This window comes from Microbacterium aerolatum, assembly GCF_007988825.1.
GTDB lineage: Bacteria > Actinomycetota > Actinomycetes > Actinomycetales > Microbacteriaceae > Microbacterium > Microbacterium aerolatum.
The window spans coordinates 287,396-306,963 of sequence record NZ_BJUW01000002.1 but is presented as its reverse complement, the minus strand read 5'-3'; the positions used below and the strand labels follow the sequence as shown (position 1 = coordinate 306,963).

Genomic DNA, 19,568 nt, shown 5'->3' with positions numbered 1-19,568 from the left:
ACGCATCACGGGATGCATTCTCACAATGCCCTGCCGCGGCATCCGTCCTCCGCAATAGACTCGCCGGAGCAAAGACGCCAGACACGTTCGGGAGGACGGCATGGAACGCGACATCTACGACGAGGACCACGAGGCATTCCGCGACCTGGTCAAGGACTTCGTCAAGCGCCACGTGAGCACCGAGAGCATCGAGCGGTGGGATGCCGCCGGCGAGATCGACCGCGACACGATGCGCGCCGCAGGCGAGGCCGGCGTCATCGGGCTCTCCGTCCCCGAAGAGTTCGGCGGCGCCGGGATGCTGCAGGACTACCGGTTCCGCGCGATCGTCAACGAAGAGGTCATCGGGGCGGGAGCCGGCTCGCTCGCCGGAGCCTTCGGCATCCAGGACGACCTCGCCGTCCCCTACCTCGTGCACATGGGCACGCAGGAGCAGAAGGAGAAGTGGCTGCCCCGCATGGCCACGGGTGAGATCCTCGGCGCCCTGGCGATGACCGAGCCCGGTGCCGGATCCGACCTTCGCGGCATCAAGACGACCGCGAAGAAGACCGACGGCGGCTACATCGTCAACGGCGCCAAGACGTTCATCTCCTCCGGCAAGACCGCCGACATCGTCGTGACCTTCGTCAAGACCGGCGAGGGCAACCGTCCCGACGCCTTCAGCCTCGTGATCATCGAGAACGGCATGGAGGGCTTCGACCACGGCAAGAAGCTCAACAAGATGGGTTCGCACGGCCACGACACCGCTGAGCTGTCGTTCAGCGACGTCTTCGTGCCCGAGGAGAATCTCATCAGCGGCAAGGAGGGCCAGGGCTTCATCCAGCTGATGATGAACCTGCCGCTCGAGCGACTGTCGATCGGCATCGCCGCGGCCTCCGCCTCGCAGGCGGCCCTGAACTGGACCGTCGCGTACACGAAGGACCGCGAGGCGTTCGGCGAGCGCATCATCGACTTCCAGAACACCCGGTTCAAGCTGGCCGATGTCGCCACCACCGTCGACGTCATGTGGGCCTACCTCGACAAGGCGCTGCTGGCCTACAAGGACAAGAAGCTCACCGGCGAAGAGGCTGCCAAGGTCAAGTTCTGGACCACTGACCGCGAGTGGGAGATCCTCGACACCTGCGTGCAGCTGCACGGCGGCTACGGCTACATCACCGAGTACCCGATCGCGCGCGCGTTCCTCGACGCCCGCGTGCACCGCATCTACGGCGGCACGAACGAGATCATGCGCGACATCGTGTCGCGTCAGATCGCCGGCAAGCGCTGACCCGCAAGCGAATCGTCCTGCACTGCGGTGGCACCAGTGGTGCTACCGGAGTAGCATCGCCGTATGGGAAGCACGAAGATCAGTCTCAGCCTGAGCGACGCGGATCTGGCTTTTCTCGAGACTGAGGCGTTGAGCGGACGCTATCCGTCGCGCTCGGCTGCGATTCACGACGCCGTGCGCCTCCTGCGCGAGAGCCGCTTGGCGGATGCCTATGCCGAGGCATACGCGGAGGGCTACGACGACGACTGGGACCTCGCTGCGGGCGATGGGCTCGCGTCGGCATGAGCATGAGCCTGCTGCGCCGCGGCCAGATCGTCCTGGTGTCGTTCGATCCGACGGTGGGATCTGAAGCCCGCAAGACGCGTCCCGCTGTGGTCGTCAGCAACAACGCCGCCAACAGCGTGGCGGCACGCAGCTCGCAGGCGACGATCACCGTGCTGCCGGTGACATCGAACACCGCGCGAGTTCTCCCGTTTCAGGTGCTGCTTCCCACGGATGCGACGGGTCTCGACCGGGACTCGAAGGCTCAGGCCGAGCAGGTCCGCACGATCTCCGTGACACGGGTCATCCGTCCGGTCGGCTGGGTTCCCGCCGAGCTCATGGGAGCGATCGATGAAGCACTGCGCGTTCATCTGTCGCTGTGAGCACAGCTGCGTTACGCGAGCGGCTCCGCCGCGTTCTCGCGCGCGGTCTTCGACGTCGGCGATGCGGCGCCGATCTTCCAGTAGCCGCAGAAGCTGACGGTGTTCCTGTCGACGCCGCGCTCGCCGACGAGCTGCTTGCGCACACCTGAGGCGAGCGCCTGCTCACCTGCCGCGTAGGTGTGGAACGGGGTATCCGGCAGCGTCAGCCCGCGCAGCGTGGCCAGCGCGAGCGCCCCCGGCTCGACGTCGTTCGGGCGCACGAGCCACTGCACTGAGACGCCGTCGGGGTGCGCGAACTCCAGTGCGTCCTCCTCGGTCGGCACCTCGATGATCGCGCTGCCGGATGCCGTGGCCGGCAGTGATGCGCAGATCGAGGCGATCGCGGGCAGCGCCGTCTCGTCACCCACCAGCACCACGCGGTCGGTGCCGCGCTCAGGATTGAAGGTGAGGCCCTCATCGATGATGAGCACCCGGTCGCCCGGCGCGCAGGTCTCCGCCCAGCGGGATGCCGGCCCCGCCGTGCCGTTCGAGGCCGAGCCGTGCAGCACGAAGTCCACGTCGATCTCGGCCCCGTGCTCTGGCGTCGCGGGCCGGAATGCACGCACGGTGTAGTTGCGCATCACCGGGCGCTCGCCGTCAGGGATCCGCAGGAACTTCAGGTATCCGAACAGCTTGTGCGCCTTCGCCGGCACGCGTTCGAGGCCGGCGTCGCCGGCGACCGGGATGAACAGCCGGAACCACTGGTCGTAGCCCATCGGATGGAACTTCTCGATCTCTCCGCCGCCGAGCGTGACGCGCATCCAGTGCGGCGCGAGCCGCTCGGTGCGCAGCACTTCGAGTGGGACGAGTTCGGACGTGGCGGGTTTCACCAGCTTGCTGAATGCCATCGGTCGCCTTTCGTGGTGTGCGGGTCTGTCAGAGCTGCCAGGGGAATGTGAGGCTGAAGACCACGGCGGATGCCGCGACGAAGAGCACGATGAACACGGTGTCGCGGGTGCGGAACGGTACCAGATGACGTTCGGTCCGGGTCGGATGCGCGCCGAAGGCGCGGGCGTCCATCGCCAGGGCCACGCGCTCGGCGTGCCGGATGGCGCCGGCGAGCAGCGGCACGATGTATCCCCATCCGCGTGCGAGCCGCGCGAACGGTCCGCGACCGCCGTGGTGGCCCCGCACCCGGTGCGCCGCGCGGATCACACTGAGCTCGTAGCCGAAGCGGGGCACGAACCGGTAGGCGGCAAGCGCCGTGTACCCGATCCGGTACGGCACATGCAGCTGCTGGATGCTGGCGCGCACGAGATCCGGCCCCGTCGTCGTGAGCCCGCCGATCAGCGCGAGCGCGAGGATGGCCGCCAGCCGCAGCGCCGTGGCGAAGCCGATCTGCACGGCTCCGGTGAACAGCGTCCATCCGCCGATCTGCAGGAAGGGTGCGGTGTCGTCGACGCCGCCGGCATCCACCCAGATCGAGAAGCCGAATCCGATCATGACCACGCCGAGCGGCACGGCGAGGAACAGCAACGCGGCCGTGCGCGGGGTGATCCGCGCCCCGATCAGGAGCAGCGCGTATGAGAGGGCGAAGAACAGCAGCGGCGTCGCGATGTCGCGCACGAAGATGAGCAGCACCATCGCCGGGAGGACCGCGCCCACCTTGGCCAGCGGATTCAGATGGTTCAGGAAGTGCCGCGGGGATGCCGGAGCACCCGGCGCGTACGGATCGATCGTGGCCGTCGGGGAGGTGATCTCGGTCATCGGACAGCCTCCGTGAGGATGCCACGCAACTCGGGGTTCAGCGCACGGTGCAGCGCCGGCAGTCGGAGGCCGGCCGACTCGAACAGGCCATCGGTCGCGAACAATTCGGCAGTGCCGCCCGATGCGTGCACGCGGCCGTCGGAGAGGATGACGGTGTGCGTGGTGTGGTCGGCGACCAGCTGCAGATCATGGGTGACGATGACGATCGTCGTCCCTTCGTCCCGCAGGCCCTCGAGAAGGCGCAGCAGCTCGTCGGCGCGGGCGCGGTCCTGGCCGAACGTGGGTTCGTCGAGCGCCAGCACGCGAGGGCGCGTGATGAGAGCGGTGCCCACCGACAGCCGCCGCTTCTCACCGCCGGAGAGCAGGAACGGGTGCACCTCGGCCTTGTGCTCGAGCCCGAACCGCGCCAGCATCTCGCCGACGCGCTCGCCGATCTCGGCATCCGGTGTTCCTCGCAGTCGCAGGCCGTGCGCGAGCTCGTCGAAGACGGTGTGCGCGATGAACTGGTGCTCGGGGTTCTGGAACACGAAGCCGATGCGTGCGGCGAGATCGCGTGGCGCCGCACGGCCGGGATCGAGGTCGTCGATCGCGACCTGGTTCCTCGGGGGCGGCACGACTCCGGCGAGGGACTGGATCAGCGTGGTCTTGCCCGCCCCGTTCGCGCCGACGATGGCGGTGAGGGAGCCGGTGGGGATGTCGAGGTCGATGCCGTGCAGCACCTCGGAGCGTCCGCGCTTCACTGTGAGGTTCCGGGCTCGGATGATGCTGGAGGTCGGTTTCGACTCGCCTGCGGCTCGCTCAACCCGTTTCGTCTCGCTCCGCTCGCTCAACGCCCCGCGATGGGAGCGGTACGTGGCCTCATCCTGCGGGACATTGAGCTCGCCGGAAGGGTTCTGTTGCGGGTCGTTGAGCGAAGGCGGCGAAGCCGTCGAAGACGAAACGGGGTGAGCGAGCGAAGCGAGTCGAAGCCTCTCCTCCGGCAGCGCAGCCGCCAGCTCCTCCGGCGTCAGTGGAAGCGGCACGTCCTCCGGCAGGATGCCGCGATCACGCAGCATCCGTCCTGCGAGCGTCGCGGCCGGCAGCCACACGCCCATGGCGATGAGCTCGTCGGTGTGCCCGCGCAGCACCTCGTCGGCGGGGCCGTCGAAGACGAGCCGGCCCTGCTGATCCAGGACGATCGCGCGGGTCGCGAAGCGCATCGCGGCATCCAGGTTGTGCTCGACGAGGATGACGGCACGATCGCCGGATGCCACGAGATCGGTCAGCGCGTCGTAGACGTCGTCGATGCCCTGCGGGTCGAGGTTCGCGGTCGGCTCGTCGAGCACGATGAGGGGCGATCCCATCGCGATGGCGCAGGCGATCGCGAGGCGCTGTCGTCCGCCGCCGGAAAGCCGATCGGGGTTCCAGCTGCGTCGCTCCCACAGCCCCACCCGGCGCAGCGCCTGCTCGGTCCGCGAGAGCACCTCGGTGACGGGCAGCAGCAGATTCTCGAGTGCGAAGGCGACCTCGTCGAGGACGGTGCCGGTGACCAGCTGCGCGTCGGGATCCTGGAACACCATCGCCACGTCGGAGCTGAGCTGCGCGACTGGTGTCTCCACGGTGTCGCGGCCGTTCACCTCGACCGCTCCCGCGACGTCGGCCGGAACCGACTGCGGGATGAGTCCGTTCAAGGCCAGTGTCAGCGTTGACTTGCCGGATCCGCTCGGCCCCAGCACGAGCACGACCTCGCCCGGGCGCACGTCGAAACTCACATCCCGGGGCGACGGCTGCGCGGCACCGGCGTGTGTGAGCGAGAGGTCACGCACGCTGAGCAGGGGCGCGGATGCGCGCACGGCAGTCCTTCACGGGCTCGGGGAGCGGGCTCCCATGAATCGGTATCGATCCAGGTTAGCTGAGCCTTACCTGACGCGCATATGGTGTGGCGTCAGACGCGGATGACGCCCGCCCGGCGAAGCGCGTTTCCGATGGCCAGACCGACCACCGTCCACGCCACCGGACCGATCACGAACAGCACCCCGAAGCCGGTCGCGCTCCAGGCGGGAAGGCCCGCGACGTCGAAGGCGAACCACAGCGGCACTGCGATCACGACTCCGGTGACCGCCGAGGACAGCAGGAATCGCCACGGTTCCCAGTGGCGGTAGCGGGTGAGCGCCGAGACACCCTCCTGCACGCCGCCGAACACGGCTGCCGCGAGCAGATATCGCCCGGCCATCGCAGGTACGAAGGCGAGCCCGATGAGCGCCGAGATCGCGTGCGTGATGAGCGCGACCCACGGTGCGCGAAGCACCTGCTGAGCGATCACGCCGGGCAGTACGTGGAAGCCGAGGACGAGTCCGTAGAGCGGAATGGCGCCGGTCGCGGCGACGAAGTGCAGGCCTGCCCAACCCGCCGAGACCAGCCCCGTCGCAACTCCGACAGCGGCGCAGGTCAGCAGCACGCGAGTCGACAGCACACGATTCTTCGGCACCGTTTCAGCCTAGTGGCGCGGTGTGCGCGCGGATCGGCGCGCGACCGGGGAAAACACCGTTCGTCGCCCCGACGACGCCGCTCGTCGCATCCGCCCCCAGAACCCCGGCGGGGCGTCCGCGGAGTTCGTAGCGTGAACGAACGCAATGACGCGCACACAAGGAGCATCCATGTCATCGCCTTCGTCCATCCCGCTGGCGACCGCGGTGACAGTGAGCGTCTCGCTGCTGGACACCCGTGGCATCCCGACGAGGGTCGACCGCTACCTGGCCCGGTTGCACACGCCGGAGCGCTGATCACACGGAGCGCGGGGATCACGCGATCGCCGTCGCTCTGGTCAGGCGAACATCACGCGCAGCGGCGGTTCATCGGTGTAGGTGCGTCCGAGCGGACTCGTCCACAGGATCACCCCGCCGTCGAGCTGTCTCGCCGTCCATCTGTCTCGATCGTCGACGTCGGGATGCTTGAGCGGATGATGACTCGTGCAGAACAGGGCCAGGTTGCTCACGGCAGTGGGCCCGCCCTTGGCGTGATCGTGGTTGTGGTCGATCTGGCACCGGTGCGCGGGCGCGCGGCAGCCGGGGAATCGGCAGTGCTGGTCGCGGGCACGCAGCAAACGCTTCATTCCCGACGTCGGGACGTAGTTGTCGGTCTGGACGACCATGCCCTGCGGATCGAGGAAGACACGATCCCAGCTCGTCGCGTGGCCCGCGAGGATTCGCGCGGCCCCGGTGGCCAACGGGCCGTGTCCGTTGAGCTCGGCGAGGCGGTCGTCGCCTGTCGCAAGATCTGCGGCGGAGATCGTGACCTGAACCGTGGCCTTCACCGACTCGAGTGCTGTCTCGGTGACGCTCGTCGGTGTTGTCGTCAAGAGCATGTCCGCGAAGATGTCTGCGCGCAGCTGATCCAGAGTGCGCGTGTCGTGTTCGATGGATCCGAACCCGTCGTGCATCGGCGTGGACTCGTGGAACAGGCCGCTCTCCGTTGATGCGGTGAGGTCGGGGTCGTCGAGGTCGCGCTCGTCGATGTGCTCCGTCGCTGCAGCCTCGTGATCGACGACAGGTGCGCCCTCCGCGAGATCTGCGCTGACCACGTCGTCATCGTGGGTCTCCCACGGAGGCACTTCGTCGAACTCGCGCTCGAGCGCCTGCACGAACTCGTCTTCGAGCGCCGTCGGCGGCGCCGGGTCGGAGGGCTCTTGCCGAGCGATGGCGTTCTCGCGCTCGGCGCGCACCTTCTCGAGAGTGGAGCGACGCGGGCGGCGCTGACCCTGCGGGCGGGCCTGGATGACGTCGTTGCCCATCTGCGTCAGCCGGTCGTGGATGGCGCAGGCGAGTACCTCGGGAAGGATCGCGGTGAGAACGGCCATGCCGTCGCCGTCGGGCTTGACGGTCACTGCTCGTTCCCCTCGCGCCCGGCGGTGCTGCTCTGCCGTGCTCTCGGGGAACACCGCGGTGGCGATCTCGCGGGCGGCGGTACGGGTCCGGGCCGCGGTCTCGCGCTGCGCGAAGGGGACCACTCGGTTCTCGTACTCGGCGCGGATGTGCGCGGCCTCACCGTGCCCGGAAACGTTCGGCGCCTCGGCGACGATGACATCGGCGTGACGCTTGCTGATCGTCCCCGACGCGAGCGCCTCGAAGGTCGCAGGGAGCGTGCGTGCCAGCATCCACGCCGCCGAGATGTGCGCGGCGAAAGTCGACGGCGATACGTGGCCGGCGGCCGCGTACTCGGCGCACATCGACCGGAACGCGATCTCATCACCCGACAGGCGCTCCCGCGCCAGCAGATCGAGGCGCGTCGCAAGCAGCTCCACGCGCTCCGCCTCCAGCGCACCGATCCTCGCGCCGACATCGACCCATTCGTCGAGCAGCTCGCCCTGAAACACGAGGGAATCCTCGAGTGCTTGAATCTCTGGGCTGAGCGTTACCATACGCCCAGTATAGAACAAAGATTCGATTGCAACAAGAGGTTGGTCAAGATTCTCGCGAGGAATTTCGCCGATCAGAGGTGATATCTGGTCGTGCGCGTCTCGTAGCGCTCTCAGCCGGTTCTGCTGGTGCCATCACGCGGGACGCGACACAATGTCGTGACCGCCTTTGCTCTGGAACGGATGAATCGATGCCGCAGTTCGCAGTTCTGATCTATACCGGCGACTCAGCCCACGCGCTCGACGCCACTGAGGAGGACCTGGCCGAGCCCAACGGACACGGCGACGAACTCACGGCCGCCGGCGTGATGACCGCCGTCTGGGCGTTCACGCCCCGAGACCTGGCGCGCTCGATTCGCGCCGAAGGAGTCACGGCTGGGCCTTTCGTCGACACCGACCAGGTCGTCGCGGGCGTGTACATCCTGGAAGCCGAGGACTGGGACAGCGCGCTGGCCATCGCCCGCACGAATCCGGCGATCCGGGGTGCCGGCGGTGTGGAGGTGCGACTGGTGCACAGCGGGGGCGTCGTCGAGACCGAGTCCCCGGCCCGGCCTGCCTGAGGCGCCGACGCCTCGCCGAATATCGCAGACCGTCTGGCGATTCGTCCAATGGTGCGCCCCGTGATCGCGCATTAGGTTGATCGACTGTGCGGCGACGAGGCCGCGCATCACAACCATCGGAGCAGACAAATGGGTCGATCACCCCTCCGGTTGACGGTCGGCATCACACTCGCCGCACTCGTCATCGGAACCTCGGCAACCGCGAGCTACGCAGGCGTCGAGGGGGTGACACATCCGACACCCGTCGAGGGGACGCCAGGGCATTACATCGTCGTCATGAAGGCCGATCCGCTGGCCACGTACGAGGGCGACACGAACGGTCTCCGCCGCACGAAGCCGAACCCGGGCAAGTCGCTCGACGCGCACTCCGCGGACTCGCAGAAGTACATCGCGCACCTGGAGAACGAGCAGCGCAAGCTCGCGACATCCGAAGGCGTCACCCCTGACGTCGCGTATCAGGTGACTCTCAACGGCTTCAGCGCAGACCTCACCGGCGATCAGGTCGACGCGCTCCGCGCGTCCAAGGACGTCCTCGGCGTCTTCCCCGACGAGATCCGGCACCCCGACGCACAGTCCTCCACCGACTTCCTCGGGCTCGGCGACGACGCCAAGGGCAAGGGCGGCGTGTGGGAGGCGACCGGTGGCGTGAAGCACGCCGGCGAGGGCGTCGTGGTCGGCGTCATCGACACCGGCATCGCGCCGGAGCATCCTGCGTTCGACGGCAAGAAGCTGAAGAAGCAGAAGAAGCCGAAGCAGGACAGGGGCGAGCCGTACAGCGACGGGTCCTACGTCTACTTCGACAAGTCGGACGGCACGCAGTTCCGCAGCGCCATCGTCGAGGGCCAGGACTGGGACAAGCACGACTACACGACCAAGCTGATCGGCGCCCAGTACTTCTCGACGGGTGCGGCGGCGGCCGGGTTCGACTTCCAGTACGACTACCTGTCCCCGCGCGATGGCGACGGGCACGGCTCGCACACCGCGAGCACGGCTGCCGGTGAGTTCGGCGTCAAGGCGACGGTCGGGGGAGTCAAGCTGGGGAAGATCTCCGGCGTCGCGCCCGCAGCCAAGGTCGCAGCCTACAAGGCCTGCTACGTCGGACCCGACCCGGCTGTCACCGACGACGACATCTGCGCGCTCAGCGACCTCATCGCCGCGATCGATCAGGCGGTCGCCGACGGCGTCGACGTGATCAACTACTCGATCGGCGGGGGCGCGGCGACGTCCGTGCTGCAGCCGGACGACATCGCGTTCCTGAATGCCGCGGCGGCGGGCGTGTTCGTCTCGGTGAGTGCCGGCAATGCCGGACCGGATGCCGTCACCGCCGATCACGCGTCGCCCTGGTACACCACGGTCGCGGCATCCACGATCCCGACCTGGGAGGGGACCGTCAGCTTCGACGGGTTCGCGCAGGCCGGAGCATCCGTCTCGGTGCCGTTCGGGAAGACGATCACCGAGCCGTCGATCTATGCGGGTGATGCGGCGGCCGCCGGCGCGGCGGACGCGCAGCTCTGCCTGCCGGACACGCTGGACCCGGCGAAGGCCGCCGGGCATATCGTCGTCTGCGACCGGGGCAGCAACGCCCGCGCCGAGAAATCGCAGGTCGTGAAGGACGCCGGCGGCGTCGGCATGGTGCTCGTCAACGTGCCCGGCGGCTCCGACTCGCTGGACAACGACTTTCATGTCGTGCCGACCGTCCATCTCGCGGCCGCGCATCGCGAGGCCGTGCTCGCGTATGTGCAGGGCGGAGTCGATCGCCCCATCACGCTGACCGGCGAGAACACCACCGGCGAGGTGACCCCGGTTCCGCAGATCGCCGGCTTCTCGAGCCGTGGACCCATGCAGGCTGACGGCAGCGATGTCATGAAGCCGGACATCGCAGCTCCAGGAGTCGCGATCCTCGCCGCGACCAACAACGCGCGCAAGGACAAGCCGACCTTCGGCATCCTCTCCGGCACATCGATGGCGGCGCCGCACATCGCCGGTCTCGGCGCGCTGTACCTCGGCGAGCGTCCGACCGCGACGCCGGGCGAGGTGAAGTCGGCGATGATGACCACCGCTTACGACACCGTGAACGCCGACGGCTCGAAGAACACCGACCCGTTCCAGCAGGGTGCAGGTCAGGTGGATCCGACGCGATTCTTCGACCCGGGTCTGCTGTATCTCAACGGCGTCGCCGACTGGGCGGCGTTCCTCGAGGGCAAGGGGCTGGCGGAGTTCGACGGCGTCGAGCCGATCGACGGCAGCGACCTGAACCTCGCGTCGATCTCGATCGGCAAGCTGGCCAGCGCACAGTCCGTCACCCGCACGGTGACCTCCACCGAGGCGGGCACCTTCACGGCGCACGCCGACTTGCCTGGAGTCGGTGTGAGCGTCGAGCCATCGACCCTGACGTTCGGCGGAGCCGGCGAGACGGCGACGTACACCGTGACGTTCGACAACGAGAGCGCTCCCGTCGAACAGTGGGCCACCGGCTCGCTGACCTGGACGAGCAAGAAGAACTCGGTGCGAACGCCGATCGCGGTGTTCCCCGTGACCGCCGACGCGCCCGCCGAGGTCGAGGGCGCAGGGGTCGACGGTTCGACCACCGTGGAGATCACGCCGGGCATCGACGGCGAGCTGCCGCTGAACCTCGCAGGGCTCACGCCGTTCGAGCTGCTCACGGACTCCGACCACCCGGTCGAGGGGCACTCGGGCGACGAGAACTCCGGTGACGCGAACAAGGACGTCTCGTGGATCGTCGACGTGCCGGAGGGCACGGCGCTGTCCCGCTTCGACCTCGACTCCTCTGACGACGAGGGCAGCGACCTCGACCTCACCGTGTACCGCGTGGTGGCGCCGGACGACCTGCGCTACTACGAGGTGTGGCAGTCGGCGACGGCATCCGCCGATGAGCGGGTCACGCTCCCGACGCCGACCGCGGGGACGTACCTGGTCGTCGCGAACGTGTACTCCACGACGGCCCCGATGACGTGGGACATGACCTACGCCAACGTCGCACCGTCGGGTGAGGGCGCGTTCACCGCGACGCCGAACCCGATCGCGGCGACGCAGGGGCAGGCGACCGGTTACGAGCTCAGCTGGAGCGGGCTCACGGCGGGCACGCGCTACCTCGGAGTCGTGCAGTACGGCGACTCCGCCGTGCGGACGATCGTCACGGTCGACGCGGAGTAACCGCAGCCGGGTGACGGGCGTCTCGAGTTCTCGGGGCGTCCGTCACCCGCGAGGCGGTACCCCGTCAGATCCGGCGGTGCCGTGACTTCAGGGTGACGTGCGGCAGCTCGGGCGCCGGGATGCGCTCGTCGCCGTGATTCACGACGGTGCCGAAACGAGCGGATGCCGCGGCACCCTCCCAGTCCGAACGTGCCTGCGCGATCTCGTCGTGCGTGCGGGCGGCGAAGTTCCACCACATCACGAGGTCCTCCTCGAACGGCTCGCCGCCGAGCACGAACACGAGCGCACCGTCCGTGCTCGACACCGTCACCGAGGTGCGGGAATCGCCGAGGTAGAGCATGTCGTTCTGCGCGAGCATCCGGTCGTCGCCCGCAACCGACACCGTCACGTCGCCCTCGACCAACACGATGGCATGCTCCCACGCGGGATCGAACGGCAGGGTCACGCGACTCCCGGCCGCGAGCGCGATCTCCGCGCCGACGATCGGGGTGTGCACGGTCGCGGGGGAGCGGACTCCCGCGAACTCGCCCAGCACCACTGTGGCGTCGGCATCCGATCCGGAATCTGCGGGCAGCATCACGGAAGGCAGCGACGTGTGCTGCTCGAAGCCCGGTGCTCCGCGCCGAGCCGACTCGGGCAGCACGACCCAGAACTGCAGCGCATCCAGCGGGACGGGCCCGTCGCCGACCGAATACTCCGAGTGAGAGATGCCGTCGCCCGCGGTCATGAGGTTCAGCTGCCCGCGCCTGAGAGTGACGTCGCTGCCCTCCGAGTCGCGGTGCCGCTGCTCGCCGACCAGCGGCCAGGTGACGGTCTGCAGGCCGATGTGCGGGTGCGGCTCCACCCGCATGCGCACCTCGTCGGGACCGAACCGGTCCAGGAAGCACCACGCGCCGACCGTCGGGATGTCGCGGTTGGGCAGGGTGCGCAGCACGCTCATGCCGCGCACGCCACCCAGTGGCACCTCGCGGGGTTCGAGCAGGATGCTGCGCTCGCCGATCATGACGCGTTCGATCCGGCGGGGTCGTCCGGCAGCTGCGGCCAGCGGATGTTCGCACCCTCGACCTCGTTGCGCTTGAGGTAGCGGGCGATGTACGGGCAGTAGGGGACGATCGTGGCGCCCGATGCCACGGTGTCCGCCAGCGCCTGAGCCGCGAGAACCGGTGCCAGACCCTTCCCCTGGAATGCGGGGTCGACCTCGGTGTGCGTGAACAGCATCTCGCCGGGACGCTCCTTGTACTCGGCGAAGCCGGCCAGGGTGTCGCCGAGATGGATCTCGTAGCGCGAGTTCTCGGCATTGCGGGTGACAGTGGGCTCGTCGGTCATGGCTGCTCCCTTGCTCTCATCCACACCCTACGACGCTCGTTGTCGGCGCGGGTCGTTACGCTGGAGGGATGCCGCAGAATCCTGGTGACCCGTACGAGGATCTGCCCTGGGATCTCACGGCCCCTGAGCCTGTCGAAGGGCCGTGGGATGACGCACCCCCTCCCGAAGAGATGGACTGGCAGCCGCAGGGCGCCGGCTACGAGCCTCCCCTCGACTGGGGCGACGGGCCTTCGACGCCCGTGCGTGCGGCGGCGCCGGCATCCGCCCCGCCGAAGGCGACCCCGTCCCGCTACGCGACCGCAGGCGAGGCGCTGCACACCGTCTTCGGATACGACGCCTTCCGCGGCGACCAGGCGGCGATCGTCGAGCAGGTGATCGGCGGCGGGGATGCCGTGGTCCTGATGCCGACCGGTGGCGGAAAGAGCATCACCTATCAGGTGCCCGCGCTCGTGCGCGAGGGCACCGGCCTCGTGATCAGCCCGCTCATCGCGCTCATGCACGACCAGGTCGACGCGCTGCGCGCGAACGGCGTGAACGCGGCGTACCTGAACTCGACCCAGGCCGCGAGCGAGCGCGCCGAGGTGGAGCGCGCGTACCTCGCCGGCGAGCTCGACCTCATCTACGTCGCACCCGAGCGGCTGTCGTCGCCGGCGACCACGCGCCTCCTGCAGCGCGGCGTCCTCAGCGTCATCGCCATCGACGAGGCCCACTGCGTGTCGCAGTGGGGCCACGATTTCCGCCCCGACTACCTCGCGCTCGGCGACCTCGGCGAACGGTTCCCCGGCGTCCCGCGGATGGCCCTCACGGCCACGGCCACTCGCGCCACGCACCAGGAACTCACCGAGCGCCTGCACCTCGACGACGCCGCGCACTACGTCGCGAGCTTCGACCGCCCGAACATCCAGTACCGGATCGTGCCCAAGGTCGACCCGCGCAAGCAGCTGGTCTCCTTCGTCCGTTCGATGCCCGAGGGTGCCGCCGGCATCGTCTACGCGCTCAGCCGCAAATCCGTCGAGCAGACTGCGACCTACCTCGCCGCCCAGGGCCTCGACGCCCTGCCGTACCACGCGGGCCTCCCCGCCGAGGTGCGCGCCGCGAACCAGTCGCGGTTCCTGCGCGAGGACGGCGTCGTGATGGTCGCCACGATCGCGTTCGGCATGGGCATCGACAAGCCCGACGTCCGCTTCGTCGCGCACATCGACCTGCCGAAGTCCGTCGAGGGCTACTACCAGGAGACCGGTCGCGCCGGCCGCGACGGCGAACCGAGCGTGGCCTGGATGGCATACGGTCTGGGCGACGTCGTGCAGCAGCGTCGCATGATCGACCAGTCGCCGGGCGACCGCACGTTCAAGATGCGGATGGGGCAGCACCTCGACGCCATGCTCGCGCTGTGCGAGACGGTCGAGTGCCGTCGGCAGAACCTGCTGAACTACTTCGGTCAGGAATCCGGGGCCTGCGGCAACTGCGACACCTGCCTCGAGAAGCCCGACACGTTCGACGGTCTGGTGCCGGCGCAGAAGCTGCTCTCCACGATCGTCCGGCTGAAGCGTGAGAGGAATCAGGCGTTCGGCGCCGGGCACCTGATCGACATCCTGCGCGGATCCTCGAACGACCGCATCCGCCAGCAGAAGCACGACGGCCTCGCCACCTACGGCATCGGAGCCGACCTGTCCGACCAGGACTGGCGCAGCGTCGTGCGGCAGCTGCTCGCCCGCGGCATCCTCGTGGCCCAGGGCGACTACGGCACGCTCGCGCCCGGTGAGGCGGCGACCGGCGTGCTGAAGGGCGAGATGGCGGTCCCGCTGCGCAAGGACACGATGGGTCGAACGGGTGGGGGCCGGGCCGGCGGTGGCCGCGCACGCAAGACGTCGGCGGCGTCGGATGCCGTGGCCGAGGGCGACCGTTCGCTGTTCGAGGCGCTGAGGGTCTGGCGTGCCGAGACCGCGAGGGAGATCGGCAAGCCGGCGTACATCGTGTTCGGCGATGCGACCCTGCGGGCGCTCGCCGAGATCCGTCCGGCATCCCAGGGCGATCTCGACGGCATCACCGGCATCGGCGAGAAGAAGCGCGAGGCGTACGGCGATGCCGTGCTCGCGGTGATCGCGGCGAACTGAAATGACTGCCTCCCGTGCGCGCCTCGCCGGGAGCACGGCGCTGGTCACTGGCGGCAGCGACGGTGTCGGCCTCGAGATCGTGCGGATGCTGGCGGATGCCGGGGCCGACGTGATCATGCCTGTGCGCAACCGCGCGAAGGGCGAAGCGGCGATCGAGCGCATCCGCGAGACAGTGCGCGATGCTCGCATCGTGCTGCACGACCTCGACCTGGCGCGCCTCGATTCCGTCGACGCCCTGACTGCGGGCCTCCGCGAGGAAGCGGCCATCGACATCTGCGTGCTCAACGCCGGGGTGGTGCTGCTCGGCGACCGGCGGCGTCATCTCACCGCCGACGGCTTCGAGCTCCACTTCCAGACGAACTTCCTCGGGCACGCGGCTCTGATCCGCGGCATCCTGCCGCTGCTCGAGCGATCACGCGCGCGCGTCGTGGTGCAGACCAGCATCGCCGCGGCGCGTGCGCGAATCGACTGGAACGATCTGAACGGAGCGCGGCGGTACAGCCCGTACCGCGCCTACGCGGCGTCGAAGCTCGCGCTCAGCCTGTTCGGTCTGGAACTCGCGCGGCGGAGCGGCCGGATCACGGTGAACCTCAGCCATCCCGGTGTCGTCCCCGGCACCGCGATCGCCGCACCCGTGCGGGCGCTGCTGCCCCAGGACCTCGTGAACTGGGCCGTGCACCGAGTGGGGAATGCTCCGGCGACCGCTGCGCAGACCGCGTTCGACGCCGCGACGTCCGAGGCGGATGCACCGGTGATGTTCGCGCCCTCCGGTCCGTTCGGACTGTGGGGTGCGCCGGTGCCGCGCGCGCCGTTCCGCCGGTTCCTGGATGCCGACGCCGCCGCCCGGGTATGGCGCGAGGTGGACCGGCTGCTCAGCTGACGGCGTACTCCTCCACATGCACGCGAACGGTCGCGGCGTCCTTCAGCAGCTTCGAAACGGGGCAGCGGGCGTGCGCCTGCGCGAGCACCCGCTCGGTTTCGGCATTGTCGGCGCCCTCGACAGACAGATAGGCGTCGACGTGGAACTCGTAGCCGGGGCCTTCGGCCGCATCGTGCAGTTCGACCTCGACGCGCACGGCGCTGCGGCGCTCGCGGTCGACGAAGACGCGTGCCGTGGCGTTCAGGCAGGTCGCCCAGGCCAGCGCCAGCAGCTGCTCCGGGTTGCTGGCGGCAGGATCGCGGTCGGGGTTCAGCGGCGACGCGACCGCGACGCTAAGTCCGCCCGTGACGCTGCTGATGCCTGCGCCGCCGTCGCCGTTGCTCGCCTCGGTCCGGTACTTCTCGCTCATCCCCCCATCTTCGCGTCCCCCGGCGCGTTCGCGGGCCGCCCGCTCGGATGCTGTATCGAAAGCGTCGGGTGTCGCGAGCCGTAGCCGACACGATCGATACAGCATGGGCCCGGCGCGCCCGCGAGGGCCGCGACCTGTCGGCTCGCGACAACGGGGCCGCGCCTCAGGCGCCGACCGCGTTGGAGGGATCGCACAGGGAGCTTTGCTGCGCGTTGGAGGACTCCTACGGTTGAAGCATCCTTACTTCTCTCTGAGGGGAAACACCATGGTCGACGCCGCCGTCCGCACTTCGCGGTCCATCGAAGACAACAACCCGCGCATCGACGTCGAGCGCGTGAACGACCTGCTGCTGGGCACCTGGGCCGACACCCGCCGCACCGCACGCGAGATGATCAAGGACTCCGCGTTCTGGCGCATCGACGAACTCGGCAAGGACGAGCACCGCGAACGCGTGCTCAGCCAACTGCACCTCCTGGTCGAGAACAAGTCCGTGCACCGTGCCTTCCCGAAGGAGTTCGGGGGCGAGGAGAACAACGGCGCCAACATCTCCGGCTTCGAGGAGCTCGTCGCGGCCGACCCGAGTCTGCAGATCAAGGCCGGCGTGCAGTGGGGCCTGTTCGGCTCGGCGATCCACCAGCTCGGCACCGCCGAGCACCACCGCAAGTGGCTGCCCGGAGTCATGGACCTCTCGATTCCCGGCGCATTCGCGATGACGGAGATCGGCCACGGATCCGACGTCGCTGCTGCCGGCACGACCGCGACCTACGACCCCGAGACCGACGAGTTCGTCATCCACACGCCGTTCCGCGGCGCCACCAAGGAGTACCTCGGCAACGCCGCCCTGCATGGCATCGCCGCCACGGTCTTCGCGCAACTCATCACCAACGGCGTCAACCACGGCGTGCACTGCTTCTACGTCCCGCTGCGCGGAGAGGACGGCAACGACCTGCCCGGCATCGGCCGCGAGGACGACGGCCTCAAGGGTGGGCTCAACGGCATCGACAACGGCCGGCTCTCCTTCGACCACGTGCGCATTCCGCGCACCAACCTGCTGAACAAGTACGGCGACGTCAACGCGGACGGCAACTACACCAGCCCGATCGACAGCCCCGGCCGTCGCTTCTTCACGATGCTCGGCACCCTGGTGCAGGGGCGCGTGTCCCTCGATGGCGCGGCATCCTGGGGATCGGCCCTCGGCCTGCACATCGCGATCACCTACGCGACGCAGCGTCGCCAGTTCGACGGCGCCGACGGGCAGGAGGTCGTGCTCCTCGACTACGGCAAGCACCAGCGCCGTCTGCTCCCGCGCCTGGCGACCACGTACGCGCAGATCTTCGCGCACGACGAGTTCCTGCAGAAGTTCGACGGCGTCTTCTCGGGGCGCACCGACACCCCGAACGACCGCGAAGACCTCGAGACGCTCGCCGCGGCGCTCAAGCCGCTGTCGACCTGGCATGCGCTGGACACGCTGCAGGAGGCGCGCGAGGCCTGCGGCGGCGCCGGCTACATGTTCGAGAACCGCCTGGTCGGACTCCGAGCGGACCTCGACATCTACGCGACGTTCGAGGGCGACAACAACGTGCTGCTGCAGCTGGTCGGCAAGCGCCTGCTCACCGACTTCGCGAAGCAGTTCAAGGACAAGGATGCCGCGGCGCTCGCCAAGTACGCCGTCGGCCAGACCGCAGGCAAGGTGTTCCACGGCGCCGGCCTGCGCCGCTTCGGTCAGAACATCGCCGACTTCGGGCAGGTCGCCCGTTCGGTCGAGAACGGCCTGCGCGCGGAGCAGCAGCACGAGCTGCTCGCCGACCGCGTGCAGCAGATGGTCGCCGACATCGCCGGCCGCCTGCGCCCGGCCGGCAAGGACAAGGTGCTCGGCGAGAAGCTGTTCAACGAGAACCAGGCCGACCTCATCGAGGCTGCCAGGGCGCACGGAGAGCTGCTGCAGTGGGAAGCGTTCACGGATGCCGTGAACAGCATCCCCGACGAGGACACCCGCAAGGTGCTCACCTGGCTGCGCGACCTGTTCGGCCTGCAGCTGATCGAGAAGCACCTCGCCTGGCACATCATCAACGGCCGGCTTTCCACGCAGCGCGCCGCCGCCGTCTCGAGCTATATCGACCGGCTGTGCCTGCGGCTGCGCCCGCACGCCCTCGACCTCGTGAACGCCTTCGGCTACGAGCCCGAGCACGTGCGCGCTCCCATCGCGAGCGGTGCCGAGCAGCAGCGGCAGGATGAGGCCCGCGAGTACTACGCCGCGCTCGCGGCATCCGGCGAGGCCCCGCTGTCCGAGAAGGCGATGAAGAAGGCCGCGAAGAAGTAGCCCCACCCCACCCGAGAATTGCTTTGCACGCCGAGAATGACGCTGCCAGCGGCATTCTCGTGCGGCAAAGCAATTCTCGCGGTGCATAGGCTGAGAGGATGACCTCACTGATCGCGGGCTCCGATGGGCGCGCGCGATGCGCGTGGGCCGGGGCGGATGCCGAGTACCAGCGGTACCACGACGAGGAGTGGGGCGTTCCGCTGCACGGCGACCGTGCACTGTTCGAGAAGATGTCGCTGGAGGGCTTCCAGGCCGGCCTCAGCTGGATCACGATCCTCCGCAAGCGCCCGCGGTTCCGCGAGGTGTTCGACGGGTTCGACCCCGAGCGCGTCGCCGCCTTCGGCGAGGACGACATCGAGCGCCTCATGCAGGACGCCGGGATCATCCGCAATCGCGCGAAGATCCTCGCCACGATCGGCAACGCGCGCCTGGTCGCGGAGATGGCCGAGGGCGAGCTCGACGAGCTGATGTGGTCGTTCGCGCCATCGCCCGGCATCCGCCCGCGTTCCTTCGATGACGTGCCCGCGGTCACGGCGGAGTCGACCGCCATGAGCAAGGAGCTGCGCAGACGGGGATTCCGTTTCGTCGGTGCGACGACCATGTACGCCCTGATGCAGTCGGCGGGCATGGTCGACGACCACGTCGAGGGATGCTGGCGCGCGGCCTGACCGGATGAGAGCCTGCAACCACGCGGGCACTTCACCTGATCGGATGGGTATTTCTCCCCGTCGAGCGCTT

The 19,568-nt window shown here is 68.8% G+C and carries 18 protein-coding genes; 10 read left to right on the top strand and 8 right to left on the bottom strand.

Translation table 11 applies throughout. From position 1 onward, the window contains the following. The first annotated feature begins 100 nt into the window (after window positions 1-100). The 3 genes from MAE01_RS03610 to MAE01_RS03600 all read left to right on the top strand — a co-directional run bounded on the left by MAE01_RS03610 (window position 101) and on the right by MAE01_RS03600 (window position 1,908). Complete coding sequence (locus tag MAE01_RS03610) at window positions 101-1,264, top strand: acyl-CoA dehydrogenase family protein (protein WP_147038172.1); 1,164 nt, start codon at window positions 101-103, stop codon at window positions 1,262-1,264. Window positions 1,265-1,327: 63 nt separating this feature from the next. Continuing rightward, on the top strand, window positions 1,328-1,549 hold the full coding sequence (locus MAE01_RS03605; RefSeq protein ID WP_147038171.1) for a ribbon-helix-helix domain-containing protein: 222 nt from the start codon (window positions 1,328-1,330) through the stop codon (window positions 1,547-1,549). Next, the gene (locus tag MAE01_RS03600; protein ID WP_229718241.1) at window positions 1,546-1,908 is read left to right on the top strand and encodes a type II toxin-antitoxin system PemK/MazF family toxin; all 363 of its coding nucleotides are present in this window, start codon (window positions 1,546-1,548) and stop codon (window positions 1,906-1,908) included. Before MAE01_RS03605 ends, MAE01_RS03600 begins: the two co-directional genes overlap by 4 nt. A gap of 11 nt (window positions 1,909-1,919) precedes the next feature. Here the strand turns inward: MAE01_RS03600 and MAE01_RS03595 are convergent, their stop codons facing one another. From MAE01_RS03595 to MAE01_RS03580, 4 genes are all read right to left on the bottom strand, one after another. After that, window positions 1,920-2,795: a siderophore-interacting protein gene (locus MAE01_RS03595; RefSeq protein ID WP_147038170.1), complete on the bottom strand. Its 876-nt coding sequence runs from the start codon at window positions 2,793-2,795 to the stop codon at window positions 1,920-1,922. A 28-nt stretch (window positions 2,796-2,823) separates the two neighbouring features. After that, window positions 2,824-3,654: an energy-coupling factor transporter transmembrane component T family protein gene (locus MAE01_RS03590; RefSeq protein WP_147038169.1), complete on the bottom strand. Its 831-nt coding sequence runs from the start codon at window positions 3,652-3,654 to the stop codon at window positions 2,824-2,826. Beyond that, complete coding sequence (locus MAE01_RS03585; protein ID WP_147038168.1) at window positions 3,651-5,486, bottom strand: ABC transporter ATP-binding protein; 1,836 nt, start codon at window positions 5,484-5,486, stop codon at window positions 3,651-3,653. The genes MAE01_RS03590 and MAE01_RS03585 overlap by 4 nt, the downstream gene beginning before the upstream one ends. A gap of 92 nt (window positions 5,487-5,578) precedes the next feature. Continuing rightward, the gene (locus MAE01_RS03580; protein ID WP_147038167.1) at window positions 5,579-6,121 is read right to left on the bottom strand and encodes an ECF transporter S component; all 543 of its coding nucleotides are present in this window, start codon (window positions 6,119-6,121) and stop codon (window positions 5,579-5,581) included. 169 nt (window positions 6,122-6,290) lie between these two features. On the opposite strand from MAE01_RS03580, the gene MAE01_RS16235 reads away from it, so the two are divergent. Beyond that, a complete protein-coding gene (locus tag MAE01_RS16235; protein ID WP_267901836.1) occupies window positions 6,291-6,416 on the top strand; it encodes a hypothetical protein in 126 nt (41 codons plus the stop codon). 41 nt (window positions 6,417-6,457) lie between these two features. Here the strand turns inward: MAE01_RS16235 and MAE01_RS16140 are convergent, their stop codons facing one another. Continuing rightward, window positions 6,458-8,050: an HNH endonuclease signature motif containing protein gene (locus tag MAE01_RS16140; protein WP_147038166.1), complete on the bottom strand. Its 1,593-nt coding sequence runs from the start codon at window positions 8,048-8,050 to the stop codon at window positions 6,458-6,460. Between the two features lie 188 nt (window positions 8,051-8,238). Here MAE01_RS16140 and MAE01_RS03570 point away from each other — a divergent pair, with 188 nt between their 5' ends. After that, window positions 8,239-8,607: a YciI family protein gene (locus MAE01_RS03570; RefSeq protein WP_147038165.1), complete on the top strand. Its 369-nt coding sequence runs from the start codon at window positions 8,239-8,241 to the stop codon at window positions 8,605-8,607. Between the two features lie 129 nt (window positions 8,608-8,736). Further along, window positions 8,737-11,781 (top strand): S8 family peptidase, encoded by a 3,045-nt coding sequence (locus MAE01_RS03565; protein ID WP_147038164.1) that lies wholly within the window; start codon window positions 8,737-8,739, stop codon window positions 11,779-11,781. 64 nt (window positions 11,782-11,845) lie between these two features. Here the strand turns inward: MAE01_RS03565 and MAE01_RS03560 are convergent, their stop codons facing one another. Further along, entirely contained in the window at window positions 11,846-12,784 is a 939-nt protein-coding gene (locus MAE01_RS03560) for a pirin family protein (protein WP_147038163.1), read from the bottom strand. Next, complete coding sequence (locus MAE01_RS03555; RefSeq protein ID WP_147038162.1) at window positions 12,781-13,107, bottom strand: GNAT family N-acetyltransferase; 327 nt, start codon at window positions 13,105-13,107, stop codon at window positions 12,781-12,783. The genes MAE01_RS03560 and MAE01_RS03555 overlap by 4 nt, the downstream gene beginning before the upstream one ends. 68 nt (window positions 13,108-13,175) lie before the next feature. On the opposite strand from MAE01_RS03555, the gene recQ reads away from it, so the two are divergent. Together recQ and MAE01_RS03545 are read left to right on the top strand one after the other, a co-directional pair. Then, the gene (gene recQ / locus MAE01_RS03550) at window positions 13,176-15,221 is read left to right on the top strand and encodes a DNA helicase RecQ (RefSeq protein WP_147038161.1); all 2,046 of its coding nucleotides are present in this window, start codon (window positions 13,176-13,178) and stop codon (window positions 15,219-15,221) included. 1 nt (window position 15,222) lies between these two features. Beyond that, on the top strand, window positions 15,223-16,101 hold the full coding sequence (locus tag MAE01_RS03545) for an SDR family NAD(P)-dependent oxidoreductase (RefSeq protein ID WP_147038160.1): 879 nt from the start codon (window positions 15,223-15,225) through the stop codon (window positions 16,099-16,101). Here MAE01_RS03545 and MAE01_RS03540 read toward each other — a convergent pair. Next, on the bottom strand, window positions 16,094-16,510 hold the full coding sequence (locus MAE01_RS03540) for an OsmC family protein (protein ID WP_147038159.1): 417 nt from the start codon (window positions 16,508-16,510) through the stop codon (window positions 16,094-16,096). The two genes, MAE01_RS03545 and MAE01_RS03540, sit on opposite strands and share 8 nt — an antisense overlap. Before the next feature lie 265 nt (window positions 16,511-16,775). On the opposite strand from MAE01_RS03540, the gene MAE01_RS03535 reads away from it, so the two are divergent. Further along, a complete protein-coding gene (locus MAE01_RS03535; protein WP_147038158.1) occupies window positions 16,776-18,830 on the top strand; it encodes an acyl-CoA dehydrogenase family protein in 2,055 nt (684 codons plus the stop codon). A gap of 98 nt (window positions 18,831-18,928) precedes the next feature. Next, a complete protein-coding gene (locus MAE01_RS03530) occupies window positions 18,929-19,498 on the top strand; it encodes a DNA-3-methyladenine glycosylase I (protein WP_147038157.1) in 570 nt (189 codons plus the stop codon). Window positions 19,499-19,568: the final 70 nt, after the last annotated feature.